The organism is Mucilaginibacter mali (genome assembly GCF_013283875.1).
In the GTDB taxonomy this organism is placed as follows: Bacteria; Bacteroidota; Bacteroidia; order Sphingobacteriales; family Sphingobacteriaceae; genus Mucilaginibacter; species Mucilaginibacter mali.
Map to the genome: position 1 here is coordinate 4705154 of NZ_CP054139.1, position 16044 is coordinate 4721197.

Here is a 16044-nt window from a genome sequence, read left to right on the forward strand (position 1 = left end):
AATGGGTTATTCTATTGGGCAGAACATAATTTATCAACGCTAATTCACAATTAATGGCGTTTTATAAACTATTGGCTTTTATTTGTTAAATTTGTTTATGGTACGTACAATCCTGAAAACCGAACGTAATAGCATTACTTTACAGTTGCCTGATGATCTTGTGGGCAAAACGGTGGAGGTAATTGCCTTTGAGGTTGATGATATTATTCCCGAACCAACCAGTAAATTAAAGCCATCGCAATTGCGTGGCTTCTTATCCAAGGATATCGCCGAAAAAATGCAGGAGCAGATTAAAAAAGACCGTGATGCATGGAATTCCTGATTGATAGCAATGTGTTGATAGATTACGTTGCCGAACGGTTTAAGGGATTTTCTTAAACCTATTTTTCTTCTTTATTAAATGCTTTGCTTAGCTTAAGCAGTTTATCTAACATATTTTCAGAATCCGATTTCTCTATTTTCATCTTTTCAATCTCAATTGTGGTCTCACTTTTTTTGATTGTCGAATTCCTATCAGTTTTATACAAACTTTCAATAGTCTTGTTAATAGTTTCTTTATTACCAAATACCACAGCCATTTTTAGAGCAATTAACTTTGATTCGATATTTGTTCTCTCATTATTAAAATACTTAATCTCGTCTGTATTTCTTTTATATAAATTGAGAAAGAAAAAAGAAAATATTTCAATAAAAAGTACTATTGATAATCTCGGGATCATGTGTATAAAAAATCTTATTCCAGAATTTGTTGTTTCGTCAAACAAATAGGCGGGAGCTTCGTCTCCGTAAATCACAAGTATTAACATCGTAATCGCCAACACTGTCAATGCAAGTCCTATCATTAAGTTAGTAGTCCCGCTTCGAGAAATTTTATTAATCTGTTGAGAAATACTCATTTGCAACTCATAAGTATGTTCTTCAATCAATTGTAATTTAATTTCATCTTCTGATAATTCATCATCGTCAAAATCATCTAAATCAATTGGCGCAAAGGGTTCGGGATCGGGATTTTCAAGCACTTCTTTTACCAGTGCTTTTATTTGCTCCTTAGCTTTTGCCGTTATATCAATTCCTGATGCTTTACTTTTTTCATCCTCTTTTGAATTTTTCGTACCTTCTTCTACATATTTTGCAATCTTGGGGAATAAAATACCCCCTAATAATGCACCAAAAAAAACTATACCTACTATTAAATATTTGGCAGTATCACTTGTGTCATTTAATGTTTTTTCATTAAAAAAAGAATTGAGTATAGTTAGTACGACTCCTAACAAAGAAATAATAATAATTACATAGTTATCTAAATGTTTTATTTGAAATTTCATGGTGATAAAGGCTTTTAGCACCTAAATATAAAACATAATTATCATTTTCATCGCTTTCTCCCTCTCAAATTATCCTACTAAAACAGTAGATATTAATGGGATATGTTTTAATTTTTTCGCATCTTTGGTGTTCAAAAATTATTAGTTTATTATTATTTAAAACAAAAATGAAAGTCGCAGTAGTAGGTGCTACCGGATTGGTAGGCACTAAAATGTTGCAGGTTCTGGCAGAACGCAACTTCCCCGTAACAGAATTGATCCTCGTTGCATCCGAAAAAAGTATTGGTAAAGAAGTTACTTTTAAGGGTAAGCAATACAAGATAGTTTCTGCCGCGGATGCGATAAAACAGAAGCCCGATGTGGCCATCTTCTCGGCCGGGGGCAACACTTCGTTAGAGCAGGCTCCGTTATTTGCCGAGGCCGGCATCACCGTTATCGATAACTCATCGGCCTGGCGTATGGACCCTACCAAAAAACTGATTGTGCCCGAAGTTAATGCCGATGTATTAACTGCCGAAGATAAGATCATCGCCAACCCTAACTGCTCTACCATCCAGATGGTAGTGGCCCTGAAACCCCTGCACGATAAATACCAGATCAAGCGCGTGGTGGTATCTACCTATCAATCGGTAACAGGTACCGGCGTTAAAGCGGTTGAGCAATTAATGAACGAACGCAAAGGCGTGGATGGCGCTATGGCTTATCCATACAAAATAGATCTGAACGTATTACCTCACATCGACGTGTTTACCGAGAACGGTTATACCAAAGAGGAGATGAAGATGATCAAAGAGACCAAAAAAATTATGGGCGACGACAGCATCCGTGTTACGGCTACTACCGTGCGGATCCCGGTAATGGGCGGTCACTCTGAATCGCTGAATGTGGAGTTCGCCAACGATTTTGACCTGGCTGAAGTTCGCGAGTTATTAAGCAATGCCCCCGGCGTTGTAGTGACCGACGACGTTGCCAACCTGAAATACCCGATGCCGCTTGACGCGCACGATAAGGACGATGTTTTTGTCGGCCGTATCCGCCGCGATGAAAGCCAGCCGAACACGCTGAACTGCTGGGTAGTGTCTGATAACCTGCGCAAAGGCGCGGCTACTAATGCTGTACAGATCGCGGAATACCTGGCATCTAAGAATTTGATCGGGCAGGCTGTGGAGGCGTAACCCTCCTAACCCCCTAAAGGGGGAATAGAATTGAAATTTTGATAGGGATAGCCGGTTGGTTATCCCTATTTTTATTTGATTATGGTTCGGAATAATTAATATTCCTGTATAAGTACATCTGTAGGGATGCTTAATACCTCATGTAATTTACGGATCATACCGATACTTAATTTTCTTTTTTTGTTCAATATTTCGCTAACACGACTTTTTAAACCAATTACATTTGCCAGGTCGTTTTGGTTATAATTAAGCTGTTCCATCCGAAACTTAATCGCCTCGATCGGATCGGGGTAATCGATCGGGAACGTGATGCTTTCGTAATTGTCTATTAAAACTCCCAACACTTCCAGTTCATCACCTTCTTTTGTTCCCGGTAATGCATCAAATATAACCTCAAGCCTGCCCAAGGCCTGTTGATAGTCTTCGGCTGTTTTTATCAATTTAATTTCCATATCGTTATATTTTATTCGCGTCTATTTTATCATATTCAGCGTGCGTACCGATAAATCTTATCCATATCATTTGATAAACATAATTGATACGAACAATTAACCGGTAATTGTTCCCTTTGATATTAAAAACAACCCGATTATCTTGTAATATACTCGCGCTTGGATATTCCTCTTTAATTTCATTTGAGTTTTTCCACGTGGCTTTACTTGCTTCCTGATACCATGCTTTTAATTGTTGCTCGCAATCCGCATGTTCTTCCCAAAACTCACGCAAAGTGCCTCTTGTTATAACTCTCATATATATTAACAAATATAATAAAAAAGTTCCCATATTGGGAAATATACGGTAATTATCTTTAATTCTTTACTATTCATATCTATCCCGTAACATTGCACTATGGATATCATTGTTACCCCTGTAGCCTACGTAAAAAACTCCCGCACCGAGCCTGTGGACGATAACTGGGAACCCATCACTGCCGAGATCGTCCTGGCCGACCATATCCCTACCGAGGCGCTGGAAAGTATATCCGATTTTTCGCACCTGGAAATTATCTATCATTTCGACCAGGTTACCGGCGATGATATTGTTTTTGCCGGCCGGCCACGTGGTAACCCTAAATATCCTTATACCGGCATTTTCGGGCAGCGGAAAAAGGACAGGCCAAATACTATTGGACTTTGCACTGTTGAGCTTTTGGAACATAAAGATCGCACGCTGATAGTAAAATATCTTGATGCGATAGACGGCACCCCCGTGCTGGATATCAAACCGGTATTTAAAGAGTTTCAGCCCAAAGGCCAAATTAAGCAACCCGCCTGGGTTGCCGACCTGATGCGCAATTACTGGTAGGGTCTTAAGTCCTGAGATATTAGTCTTAAGTCATCCTATTAATTAAACTTAAGATTGTCGACTGAGGCCTTACTATTCCTGGCTTTCCAAAAGGGCAACTATTTATTCACTTTATTCGTATTAAGTATATCAGGCTGCTTTATAACTTTTTTTTATAATGTTTGCCTATATTTGATAACCTGAAGGTATGATATCATTCGCGCATCGCGTTTTTATGGAAGTAGCCGCCAACATGAGCTTTAGTAAAGCGGCACAAGTACTGTTTGTAACCCAACCAGCCATCAGCAAGCACATTAAGGGGCTGGAAGATCAATATAAAGTAGCCTTTTTCGAACGTAAGGGTAACAGCATTATGCTTACCGAGCCCGGCAAAAAACTAAACGAATACCTGCTGCAGGCTACCGAGATAGAACGCAAGATAGAATACGACCTGTCCATACTCAGCAACGTAAGCAATGCCGCCGGGCATCTGCGCCTGGGCGCCAGTACCACTATAGCGCTATATATCCTGCCATCCATTCTTTCGGGATTTCAAAAAGAGTATGCCAATGTGGATGTGCAACTGGTAAACCGAAACTCGGAATATATCCTGAACGCCCTGTTGAACCACGAGGTAGATATCGGCATTATCGAAGTTGATAATAAACTCACCACGGTAAGTTACCGGCCCTTTATGAGCGACGAGGTGATCCCTGTATGTTCAGCTAAAAGTCCGCTGGCCGGTAAATCGCTTACCTTAAAGCAACTTACCAAAACGCCGGTAGCCCTGCGCGAGCGTGGGTCGGGCACGCTAAATGCTTTGCTTAAATCATTGGCTACACATCATATTAAACCCGCTGATTTATCCGTAAAGATCCGCCTGGGCGGTACCGAGGCATTGAAAAACTTTTTGTTGGCTGATGACTGCCTTGGCTTTATGCCACGCCCATCTATTGTACGCCAACTGGCCGAGGGTGACCTGGTAGAAGTACCCGTAGAAGGCCTTAAGATCACCCGCGATTTCTTCTTCATCCGCCGCAAAGGCACCGAAGATTATGGCCTTACCAGTAATTTTATTTCGCACGCGCTGAGGTACGTGTAAAAAAACTTTGTCATTGCGAGCGATAGCGCGGCAATCTCGTCGTTTGCTGGGACAGTAAGTAATTAATGCCGGTCTGCTCTTAGCCGCAGGGGCCATTTACTTTCCCTTGATGGAAAGTAACCAAAGATCAAGACAGCAAAAATGCCTCCTTTGCCGCACATGGCCTATGCCCTGCAAAACGAGCAGAACCACGGCTACGCTTATTTGCCCCGCTATCGCACACGCTTACCCACGCTTCTGCAAAACGCTGATGCCTTTCCTCCGCACGTGCCACCATCGTTCTGCCCGCTTTCGCCCGGAAGCTGTTTTGTTGTCGAAAAAACAAAAAAAGGCCCTTAACCATTACGGCTAAGGACCTCCCATTTATTAAACTAAAATCGCGTATAAGGTTTAGTTCTCTTAAACGCTTCGATCACTATTGTACAATGTGATCAAGTGCGGGGATATTAGTTTCAGAACCCGCGTAACCTTTATTTTGATTAATATGCCCGTTAATATTCAGGTTGATCTCGCTTTGTGGTATTGGCCACAATACGTGATAAGGCGAAATAGTAAACGTATTACCCGAGTTGGTTACTACACCACGGTTATAAAAATCATTCTTTTCGATAACACGGTCGTAAAAGAAGTTGCTGGTAGAGAACGTAACCGTGTTGTAAACCTTACCGGTGTACGATGGGATGCCGGTTTGCGCATAAATGAACGCTATACGGGCAAGCTCGGCATGGCGTGGCTCTTCAAAGAATAGCTCGCGTGCACGCTCGTCAAGTACAGTGCTCATGGTTACTTTACTGGCATCGGTTAATAATTGTGCCTGAGCACGGGCGCGTACCACGTTCAGGTCGGCCATGGCTTGCGCGGCTTGCCCCTTCCACATGTAAGCTTCGGCACGCAGCAGGTAAGTTTCAGCTACACGGAACACATACCAGTCGGTATTGGTACCGCGCGGCGGGCTCCACCATTTGTCCGATGTCGCGTTTAGGATATCAACACCACCCGGGTTAATGAATATTTTGTAGTGCGGCCAGCCAAACCATGCGCGGATGGTATCACGCGGGCCATTCAGGAACACGCTGGCAACAGTAGCGGCAGTGTATTGCTGCAGTTTTTTACCATACCAGGTAGGGTCGGAAGTTTTAATGGCCGAGTTGTTATAAACAAGGTCGGTCATGTTTACCCAGTTACCCGGCGCGTGGCGCAAGTCGGTGGCATCAGTCCAAATGTATTGGGTGCTGTATGGGGTACCACGTACACGGCCAATACCACGTCCGTAGTAATAAGTTAATGGGAACTCGGCGGTAACCGCGTCTACAACACCCGGTTTTTTGTTGGTTGGGGTAAGGATAGTACCATTATGCCACATCGGCACGCAGTTACGCATCACCTGCGAACCGTTAGCGGTAGCGCCTTCCAGTGTTTCACGGTCAATTACGTTGTATAAAGCCTCTGTATTGCTGCCCAGCGATTTATTTTCGGGCCTGTGCAAATCCCAGATCACGTTGTGGGCGGCATTGCTTGCCACAATACCAAAACGGTTGGTCATCAGCTTATAAGTACCACCGTTAATAATTGCCGATGCTGAAGTGATGGCATCATCAAACAAACCTAATGCCAGGTTAATTTTGGTCAGCAGGTGATAAGCGGCACCTTTAGTTACCTCGCCTTTATCTACGTTATCGGTAAGGTTGGCGGTGGCAAATTCCAGGTCGGTTTTCATTTGTTTTAAGATAACCGCGCGTTGGGTTGAAAAATAACCCACATTAACCGATTGCTCTTCGCTTAACACGCAAGGTACATCGCCAAACTCGTTACATAAGCGGTAGTAACGCAACGCACGGTGAAAATAAGCCGCGCTAAGTATAGCGTTACGTGCTGCCGTTGTAGGCCATTTTACATTATCAATACGGCTGATAACGGTATTGGCATAATGTATACCATTCCACCAAATTTCCCAGTAGCGGCCTATCTTGTTATAGTCGTCGCTGTTTAAGTTGGCAGTTGGGGTGATACGCACGTTCAGATCCTGCGCGGGCGTGGTTTTATCGGTAGTACCTTCAACGGCTACGTCCGAGAAGATATCCTCGGTAAGCATCGGCGCCGAATCGCCAAAAAACTCGATACGCTCGTTTTGGTTCATATATTCCACCGCCGATTTAAATGCCGCCGGAGTAGTAAGCGTTACGTCAGGCGTAAACTTCGATGGTGCTTCGGGCACCAGGTCGCTCCTTTTTGTACAACCATCGGTAATAATAACAGCCGCTAATGTTAGCACTGCTATGATACTTTTGTTTATCTTTTTCATATTCACAATTCTTTAATTCGGTTAAAAAGTCACGTTTATACCAGCCGTTACGATACGTGGTGTAGGGCCCGAGTTTTGCGGATCCCAGAACTCCCAGCCTGTTAAAACGTAAGCATTGTTTGAGTTAACAAACACTCTTGCACTTTGCATACCTAAGCGCTGTACCAATTTCTTATCTAAAGTATAAGCCAGTGATACCGTATTAACCCTTACAAATGACGACTTGCGGAACACGTTGATAGTGGTACCACTTGAACCAGAGTTAAGACGGGCGTAATCGTTGATCGGGTTATCGGCAGTCCAGTAAGGCAGGATGTACGAACTTTGACGTGCGAAACCTACACTCCCGGGGTTGTTTTTAGCCTCGTTAAATGTAGATAGCTGTCCCATAGCCGATACCAGCAGGAATGAAAAATCAAAGTTTTTCAGGAAATTGAAATCGTTACGTAGCGACCAGTTGAACTGCGGCGTACGCGAGCCCAGGAACTGCTTATCAGCATCGGTAAATTTATAATCGCCGTCCACATCCTGTAACTTAAAGTCGCCCGGGCGTAAACCAGCACCTACGTATTTAGCCATTTCGGCAGTTTCATTAGCCTGCCATACGCCCAGTATGCGATAATCCCATACAGAGCTGATATCATGACCAATGAACCATCCATTGCCGGTATCATCGTTTTCTTTAGTAACAGTATTCCCACTTGCATCGGTAGTAGTAGCCGGGCCATACAGGTGAACGATCTTGTTACGGTTAACAAAGAAAGTTGCGCTTGATGTCCAGTTGAAATTACGGCTGTTGATGTTTTTGGTATTAACAGATACCTCGAAGCCTTTATTATTAACCTCGCCAATATTGGTTAACGAACCGGCGCCGGCGCCAAAGCCCTGTATAGTCAATAACGTACGGTTAACGATCAGGTCGGTAGTTTTACGGTTGTAAACATCAAAGCTACCGTTAATACGGTCGTGCAGGATAGACCAGTCTAAACCAAGGTTGATACCTGTGGTGCGCTCCCATTTAAGGTTAGGGTTTTGCAGCGAGCTGGCATATAACGATACGTTGTTGGTTACCGTACCCGATGAGCTTACGGTTGGATATTTGGCAGTGCTGATCAGGGCCAGGGCCAGCGATGGATCGGCAGTACCTGTTGCCAGGCGGTTACCGTTAACACCGTAGCTTACGCGCAATTTGGCATAGTTTAACCAGTCGAAAGTTTTGGTCTTCATAAACTTCTCGTCGCTTAGTACCCAGGCTACAGCTCCCGTAGGATAGGTAGAGCGTGGGAACTGTAAGCCAAATGGCGAAAAGCCATCGCGACGTACCGAAGCGGTCAGCATGTAACGGCCCATCAAAGTATAGTTTAAACGGCCCATTATCGCATCGGCATTGTAAACGCGGTCGTCGCTGCTTTCCACAGGCAATATACCCGCGCCAATGCTGTGGTACCCTAACACATCGCTTGGGGTAAGGCCCGAGTTAGATGTATTGGTATACCAGGTTTGGTATTTTTCTTTTTCCAATAATGCGGTTATATCAATATTGTGTATACCGCCAAAGGTTTTGTTCCAGGTTAATAAGTTATCCAGAATGTACTTATACCTGTTTTCCATACTGCGCGAAGCTTCACCACCGGCTAACTCATTAGGGTTGGCAACAGGGATAAAGTTAAAGTTACGGTACGATTCGATATCGGGTGCGAAGTTCAATTGGTACTGGATCCCGAGAGGCAACCTTAATTTAGCATAAAGGTTGGCAAACAAAGTATTTTGTATGGCTACGGTTTGGTTATAATAGGTAGCCAGGAAAGGGTTACGCTGGTTCAAACCGCTGTCATCGGTATCAATACGGCGCAGTGTAACGCCATCGGCCAGGTAAAAATCACCATAAGGCGATGAGTTGATGATCTGGGTCCAGTCGGCCTGGTTACCACCTTCATCCCTGCTGGCAAACTGCGTGCTCATGCCCACGGTCAGGAATTTTGCGGCTTTACCTTCCAGGTTAACACGGGCGCGATAGTTTTTATATTCGCCACCCTGTATCAGGTTTTGGTTTTTGGTATAATTGCCCGACAGATAGTAGCTGGTATTATCGTTACGACCTGATAAGCTGGCGGTATAATCCTGGCGTAAACCGGTACGGAAAACCAGTTTTGCCCAGTCGGTGGTTTTACCGGCATTGTAGTTAGCTATCTCGTTATTTTGCAAGCCTAAACGCTGTAACCAAACAGTAGTAGGGTCGCCGGTTGATGTACCCATGAATTGCGCCAGGGTAACACCATCGGGCAGGGCGTTAGGGTTGCTATAATAGTAATAAGGGTTGTTAACGTTTGATGCGCGTGCACCATCGGCCCGCCAGGCCAAAAAGCCTTCCGGTCCATAAAACTTCTGGTTCTTTTCTAATTGCTCAAAACCCACGTTCATGTTCAGGTTAATTTGCGGCGCGCCCAGCTTACCTTTTTTGGTAGTGATGGCCACCACACCCGCAGCCGAAGCCGAACCGTATACAGCCAGCGCACTCGCGTCGCGCAGTACGTCTACACGTTCAATATCGTTAGGGTTAATGTCGGCCATTTGTCCCTGGTAAACCACACCATCTAATACGATCAATGGCGATGAACTGGCTGTTAAGGTAGCTTTACCGCGTATCTGCAAATCGCCGGTGCCGCCACCTTTTGGCGATACGTTCAGCGCTACGGTGATACCGGCTACGTTACCTTTGATCAGGTCGGCAATGCTGGCGGGGTTTTCCACCTCCAGCTTTTCGGCCTTTACGCTGGTAATGGCGCCGGTAACATCTTTTTGCGCGCGGGTACCATAGCCAATAACCACCACATCCGATAATTGCTTACTGTCATCAGCCAGTACCGCGTTGATGGTGGTGCGGTTGCCTACCCGTTCTTCGATACTGGTATAACCTACGCTTGAAAACACCAGGGTGTTATTTGCTGCTGCCGATATGGTATAGTTACCATTAATATCGCTGGCGGCTGCTTTACCCGTTTCCTTAACCTTTACGGTTGCCCCGGGGATGGGCTGGTTTTTACTGTCCTTCACGGTACCCTTCACGTTTATTTGCGCAAAGGAGTACATGCAGGCAGTGAGTAAAACAGTAATAAGGAGAGTAATTTGTTTTTTCATAATTTAATTTTTGGTTGGTAATTAATTAAGATCAGGATCATGCGATCTGAAAATTGGCATACCGTGGGTACCGGACCTGGTCCATCGCCCGCGTTTGCAGGATAACCTGCAGGTTACGGAAAGGGGCTTTTCATGAAGTGCTTAAAGTGTTTTTGTTGTTTTTTAGTAATAACTGGTGAGGTAAATTTAAAGGCTTTTGAAGCTAAAAAACAAGAAAAAAATTCACATAAATAACTGATAATTAGACATTTATAAAATTTTTGATACGCTTGATGCGCATTGGCTAAATTTTTAAAAAATTGCCTGCACGGCTCAAAAATGCCATTTTATGCATATAAGCCTTAATTGGGCTGATACGCTTACCGCACAATAAAAAAAGCCCCTTGCAGGGCTTAAAAAAGGCTGAAAAGCGGGCCTTTTCATGCCATAAAAGGTTAATAAATTGCCAATAAAAATGAGCCGGGGAGTGCGAAAAATGCGTAAAATAGCGAGAATGAGAGAAAGTGTTATTATTACACTTCAATAACCAGGCGGCTCCAACCCTGCGTACTTCCCTTTCTACCCTCTTTTTTACGCTCGTTCATGGCCTTTTTTACCCGGATGGAATAGGACCAACAGGTGCTTTGCCTGATGTCCAGCTTTTCAGATAACTGGTGCGATGAGATGGTACCCTTGCTGGTATACATCAGGTACACCAGGTAAAAGGCTTTATTAATAGGTATGCGATTATTGTGAAAAATGGTTTTTTGCAGCGCAGATTCTTCATAAGTGCATTTGGTGCAGCGGCGGCTGTAAGGCATCCTGCCACCGCAATAATTGGTATTTGCGCAGCGTGCGCAGGTGTAGCCATTGCTCCACTTCAATTCCGACAGAAACTTGTAACAGGTTTCCTGATCCGGGTATTTGGCGCTGAATTCTTCAAAGCTTAATTCCTTTGATAGGGCCCTGTCGTCGGTAACCTTTTCAATATTAGTTTTCAGCTGAATATTATCTTTTTGAAGCAACAGGTTCATCCGGTGTATCTCTTCGGCCTGTTCTTCCAGCTTCTCGTTTTTGGCCAGTAATTCCTCGTTCTGCTCCTCAATAATATGCGCCTGCTTCATCAGTTCTTCCGATTTTTGGATCACTTCAGAAGTTCGTATTCGCACCTGGTGCTCCAGTTCCCGGTTAATGGAATCCTTCAGTTCAACGTTTATTTCCATTTGCCTGATGGTCTCTTCCTGCGCAGCATCCTTATCCTTACGCAGCAATCGCACCTGGTCGCCAATAGAAAAGGACAGGAATACCATCTCCAAAATAAAAGACAGACTTAAGCTGTAGTGCCCCAGCACCCGGTTTACCACGCCGATATTAAGGCCAAGCACCGTAGCCAGTTTTATGATCAGGCCCAGGAACAGGAAGGTATAGCCCAGCACAAAAAAACGGGCAGGCTTAAAGCCCCTGCTCCAAACGGTAATACCGGTAAAAAAGCAGATGGCCAGCGTTATCGAATCGACGAATTTATAAATGAACAGCCCCCTGTTAAAGAAAAAGCAATAAACAAAATAAACGGTACGTATAATTAATACAACGTTGATGAGCTTATACAAAAGCGGCGCCCGCATTTTTACCTGCAGCAGCTCCTTGGTAAACTCGAGCGCAAACGCACTGAGAAAGAACAGGGCCACCCCATAAGCGTATTCGTTCCAGTTTGACCAGGTTGGCCAAATGTATTGGAAGGCGATACCGTCCACGCTCATCTCGTAAAAGCCTACACTTAATATGTACATTACATAATAAAGGTATTGCAGCCGCTTCACCGCTATAAACATCAGCAGGTTGTGGAAGCAAAAGATGAGGATCATTCCGTAGAACAACCCATAGGTGATATACTCGGTAAGGGCGTAATGAATAAAGTAATCGACCGTACGGTATACGATGATCACGTTCACCTGTTCTTTAGAATGTACCCTGAAGTAATAGGTATACTCGCCCGGCCGGCGATCGTAAATGGTAAACTCAAAGTTTTTATGGCGATATAAACGGTCGATAAATTTATACCGGGCGCCGGCTTTGGTGGCCACGTATTTGCCGTTAGTATCCGGGATGTAGGCGATGATATCATCGGTAGTCTGGTCGAAAAACTCGATGAGGTTGGTTTTGTGAATAAGGGTGCTATCAAACCGCACCTTCACCTTATACCAATACCACGATTTGAGGTTATAATTCTGCGGATAGTAGCCCGGATTATTGGCGAATTTATTTTGGAAGCCGGGCGACAGGACCTGGTCGAGTGTAAAAGTGCCCTTTTTATCCTCCAGCAATTTGATCTCCTGCTGCCCAAACAAATGCTCGAACACGCTGCTATCTACCTGTAACACCTTTTGCGCCAGCAGTAGTTTTACCGGCAAAAGCATCAACACAAAAATTACAACAAGTTTTTTAAGTACACTTCCTGTCATTTTATTAAAAAGGGGTTAATAATCGCCACTAAACTAACCATTCCTGTCAAATTTTTCGCATGAGATTAAAGCGTATCAACTTTTGTGCATAAAAGCGCTCCTGCTCTTGTTTTTTACAGCTATCCCGATAATTATTTATATAAATGCACTTGTGTTTATTCCGTATTACGCACAATCATAACACATTAATTATCAATAATATATACAAAATTTCATTTGTGGGTTAGCATATTTTTTCGATAGTTTTGGCTTACATAACCAAAGTTACAGGTGAGGGTAACACAATCTTCACTCATTTAACCAGTTTATTAAACCAGGTAGGCCTGTTTGTTATACGGATGCACAAGCACACCCGGCCTGGAAATTGTGCAATTTTTAAACCGATTATTTTTATACCAAGCTATATATACATGAAGAGCCACACGCTTAAACCACTTCTGCTATCTGCCCTGTTGCTGCCAGCCATCTACGCCGGCGCGCAAACGCCTTTTAATGCCAAAAGTGTTGAGGTATACACCACTGCCCAAAACACCGATTACCGCATTACCAAAACCGAGACCATCAATTTTGAAAGCAAACCGCAACCGCTGGAAACAGAGCTATCGGTATTTGTAGACCCGGCACGTAAATTCCAAACCATGGTAGGTATTGGCGGCGCTTTGACCGATGCATCGGCCGAGACCTTTTATAAACTGCCCAAGAATAAGCAGAAAGAATTAATGACCGCCTACTACGACCCCAAGAATGGCATTGGTTATACCCTGGGCCGCACCAATATACAAAGCTGCGATTTTAGCAGCGATAGCTATGCTTACGTTGCCGATAACGATGCCTCGCTGAAAAGCTTCAACATCAGCCACGACCTGAAATACCGTGTGCCTTTTATTAAAGAAGCCATTAAGGCGGCGGGCGGCAAGCTGACCATGTTCGCCAGCCCATGGAGCCCACCCGCCTGGATGAAAAGCAATAACGATATGCTGCACGGCGGTAAACTGAAAGAGGCATACGCGCAGGCCTGGGCCAATATGTTCGTAAAGTTCATCGGTGCTTACAAAAAGCAGGGCATCCCGATCTGGGGCGTTACCGTGCAGAACGAGCCGATGGCTACGCAAAAATGGGAATCGTGCATATTTACGGCCGATGAGGAGCGCCTGTTTGTGAAGAACCACCTGGGGCCAACCTTCCATACACAAGGTTTGGCCAACACCAAAATTATTGCCTGGGACCATAACCGCGACATGGTTTACCAGCGCGCCAGCAATATGCTGGAAGACCCGGAAGCCGCTAAATATATTTGGGGCATTGGCTACCACTGGTACGAAACCTGGACCGGCAGCACCATGCGTTTTGATAACGTTAAACGTGTTAACGAGGCCTTCCCCAATAAGCACCTGATCTTTACGGAGGGCTGTGTAGAAAAATTCAATATAGACAAGGTGAACGATTGGGCGCTGGGCGAAAAGTACGGTTACTCGCTCATCAACGACTTTAACGCAGGCACCTGCGGCTGGACCGACTGGAACATCCTGCTTGATGAAAAGGGCGGCCCTAACCATGTGGGTAACTTCTGCTTTGCGCCGGTTATTGGCGATACGCAGACCGGCAAGCTGATCTATACCAATGCTTATTATTACCTGGGCCAGTTCTCTAAATTTGTTAAGCCCGGCTCGCGCCGCATAGCGGCTGCTTCAAGCAGGGATAAGCTGAGCAGCACCGCTTTTATTAATGCCGATGGCAAACTGGTAGTTGTGGTAATGAACAGCACCGACGATAAAGTGCCTTACTTTTTATGGATAAAAGGCAAGGCCGCCAAACTGACCAGTCTGCCACATTCCATAGCTACCCTTATCGTATCGTAATGATGAAAGCCCGTATCATTCTTGCATCGCTTTTACTGGCCGGACTAAATAGCCTGGCGCAAAAAAGCCCGGTTACGCTGTGGTTGACCAATGCCGATAAGTCGGCGATGTTTCAGCAGCAAAAGCAAACGCTGAAGTTCGAACTGAAGGACGCAAACGACCATCCATCCATCACTGTGGATGACGGCACCACCTATCAACCCATCGATGGTTTTGGCTTCGCCTTGACGGGTGGTAGTGCTATGCACATCATCCGCATGAGCAAACCGGCACGGGCGGCGCTGTTAAAAGAATTATTCGCTTATGATGATAACAACATTGGTGTAAGCTACCTGCGCTTAAGTATCGGCGCGTCGGATCTGAACGAGAAAGTTTTTTCGTACGATGATATGCCCGCGGGAGAGACCGACCCCAAACTGGCCCATTTTGACCTGGGGCCTGATAAAGCCGATGTGATACCGGTGCTGAAAGAGATACTGGCTATCAACCCTAAAATAAAGATACTGGGTTCGCCATGGTCGGCACCTGCGTGGATGAAAACCAATGGCGATACGCGTGGCGGCGCGCTAAAGCCCGAATATTATCAGGCCTATGCCGATTACCTGGTGAAGTATATTAAAGCCTATAAAACCTTAGGTATTACCATAGATGCCATCACCGTACAGAACGAACCGCTGAACCCCAAGAATAACCCCAGCATGATGATGCAGGCGCACGAACAGGCCGACTTCATCAAAAACAATTTAGGCCCGGCGTTCCAGTCGGCAGGGATAAAAAGCCGCATTATTCTGTACGATCATAACTGCGACCGCCCCGATTATGCCGATTCGATACTGACCGATAAAGCTGCCGCTAAATATGTGGATGGCTCGGGCTTTCACCTATATGGCGGAAAGATAGAAGTGATGACTGACCTGCACAACAAGTACCCCGAGAAGAACCTCTACTTCACCGAGCAGATGGTGATAGAGAAGGACGGCAGCCCATCAACCAAAGTGGCCGACCCGGTAAGGCGTTTATTTATTGGCGCTACCCGCAACTGGAGCCGCAATGTATTGGAATGGAACCTGGCCGCCGATATCAACAACCAACCCCATACCGACCGTGGCGGCTGCCCCATGTGCCAGGGCACGGTAACCATTGATAAAGACAGCTATACCCGCAACATCGCTTATTATGCCATGGCACACGCATCAAAATTTGTAAGGCCGGGGTCGATGCGTATCGCATCTAACAATATCGATAACCTGCCTAACGTGGCCTTCATTACGCCGCAGGGTAAAAAGGTGCTAATTGTGACCAATAGCGGCAAAACCGAGCAAAACTTTAACATTTACAGCAAAGGTAAAATGGTGACCACACAGCTTAAAGCAGGCGCGGTGGGTACTTATACCTGGCAATAACCTTACATCAACCTA

Annotated in this window: 13 protein-coding genes; 7 read left to right on the forward strand and 6 right to left on the reverse strand. The window is 44.9% G+C overall.

The window, feature by feature from the left end; translation table 11 throughout:
* Positions 1 to 97 precede the first annotated feature (97 nt).
* Positions 98 to 322, forward strand: coding sequence for a hypothetical protein (locus HQ865_RS19870; RefSeq protein ID WP_173416581.1), 225 nt, complete (start codon positions 98 to 100; stop codon positions 320 to 322).
* A 58-nt stretch (positions 323 to 380) separates the two neighbouring features.
* On the opposite strand, the gene HQ865_RS19875 is transcribed toward HQ865_RS19870, so the two are convergent.
* Positions 381 to 1325: a hypothetical protein gene (locus tag HQ865_RS19875; RefSeq protein ID WP_173416582.1), complete on the reverse strand. Its 945-nt coding sequence runs from the start codon at positions 1323 to 1325 to the stop codon at positions 381 to 383.
* Positions 1326 to 1492: 167 nt separating this feature from the next.
* On the opposite strand from HQ865_RS19875, the gene HQ865_RS19880 reads away from it, so the two are divergent.
* The gene (locus HQ865_RS19880) at positions 1493 to 2500 is read left to right on the forward strand and encodes an aspartate-semialdehyde dehydrogenase (protein ID WP_173416583.1); all 1008 of its coding nucleotides are present in this window, start codon (positions 1493 to 1495) and stop codon (positions 2498 to 2500) included.
* Between the two features lie 95 nt (positions 2501 to 2595).
* Here the strand turns inward: HQ865_RS19880 and HQ865_RS19885 are convergent, their stop codons facing one another.
* Together HQ865_RS19885 and HQ865_RS19890 are read right to left on the reverse strand one after the other, a co-directional pair.
* Positions 2596 to 2952 (reverse strand): helix-turn-helix domain-containing protein, encoded by a 357-nt coding sequence (locus HQ865_RS19885; protein WP_173416584.1) that lies wholly within the window; start codon positions 2950 to 2952, stop codon positions 2596 to 2598.
* A gap of 4 nt (positions 2953 to 2956) precedes the next feature.
* The gene (locus HQ865_RS19890) at positions 2957 to 3250 is read right to left on the reverse strand and encodes a type II toxin-antitoxin system HigB family toxin (protein WP_173416585.1); all 294 of its coding nucleotides are present in this window, start codon (positions 3248 to 3250) and stop codon (positions 2957 to 2959) included.
* Positions 3251 to 3349: 99 nt separating this feature from the next.
* Between HQ865_RS19890 and HQ865_RS19895 the strand changes: the two genes are divergently transcribed.
* The 3 genes from HQ865_RS19895 to HQ865_RS19905 all read left to right on the forward strand — a co-directional run bounded on the left by HQ865_RS19895 (position 3350) and on the right by HQ865_RS19905 (position 5225).
* Positions 3350 to 3805: an SAM-dependent methyltransferase gene (locus tag HQ865_RS19895; RefSeq protein ID WP_173416586.1), complete on the forward strand. Its 456-nt coding sequence runs from the start codon at positions 3350 to 3352 to the stop codon at positions 3803 to 3805.
* A gap of 187 nt (positions 3806 to 3992) precedes the next feature.
* A complete protein-coding gene (locus tag HQ865_RS19900) occupies positions 3993 to 4886 on the forward strand; it encodes a LysR family transcriptional regulator (RefSeq protein WP_173416587.1) in 894 nt (297 codons plus the stop codon).
* A gap of 141 nt (positions 4887 to 5027) precedes the next feature.
* Complete coding sequence (locus HQ865_RS19905) at positions 5028 to 5225, forward strand: hypothetical protein (protein WP_173416588.1); 198 nt, start codon at positions 5028 to 5030, stop codon at positions 5223 to 5225.
* 76 nt (positions 5226 to 5301) lie between these two features.
* Here the strand turns inward: HQ865_RS19905 and HQ865_RS19910 are convergent, their stop codons facing one another.
* From HQ865_RS19910 to HQ865_RS19920, 3 genes are all read right to left on the reverse strand, one after another.
* Positions 5302 to 7188: a RagB/SusD family nutrient uptake outer membrane protein gene (locus HQ865_RS19910; RefSeq protein WP_173416589.1), complete on the reverse strand. Its 1887-nt coding sequence runs from the start codon at positions 7186 to 7188 to the stop codon at positions 5302 to 5304.
* A 21-nt stretch (positions 7189 to 7209) separates the two neighbouring features.
* A complete protein-coding gene (locus HQ865_RS19915) occupies positions 7210 to 10326 on the reverse strand; it encodes a SusC/RagA family TonB-linked outer membrane protein (RefSeq protein ID WP_173416590.1) in 3117 nt (1038 codons plus the stop codon).
* Positions 10327 to 10838: 512 nt separating this feature from the next.
* The gene (locus HQ865_RS19920) at positions 10839 to 12767 is read right to left on the reverse strand and encodes a 7TM diverse intracellular signaling domain-containing protein (protein ID WP_237073496.1); all 1929 of its coding nucleotides are present in this window, start codon (positions 12765 to 12767) and stop codon (positions 10839 to 10841) included.
* Between the two features lie 410 nt (positions 12768 to 13177).
* Here HQ865_RS19920 and HQ865_RS19925 point away from each other — a divergent pair, with 410 nt between their 5' ends.
* Both HQ865_RS19925 and HQ865_RS19930 read left to right on the forward strand, forming a co-directional pair.
* Positions 13178 to 14626 carry a glycoside hydrolase family 30 protein gene (locus HQ865_RS19925; protein ID WP_173416591.1) on the forward strand — a complete coding sequence of 483 codons (1449 nt, stop codon included), beginning with the start codon at positions 13178 to 13180 and terminating at the stop codon, positions 14624 to 14626.
* Positions 14557 to 16029, forward strand: a complete 1473-nt coding sequence (locus HQ865_RS19930; protein WP_237073497.1) for a glycoside hydrolase family 30 protein — start codon at positions 14557 to 14559, stop codon at positions 16027 to 16029. The genes HQ865_RS19925 and HQ865_RS19930 overlap by 70 nt, the downstream gene beginning before the upstream one ends.
* Positions 16030 to 16044 lie beyond the last annotated feature (15 nt).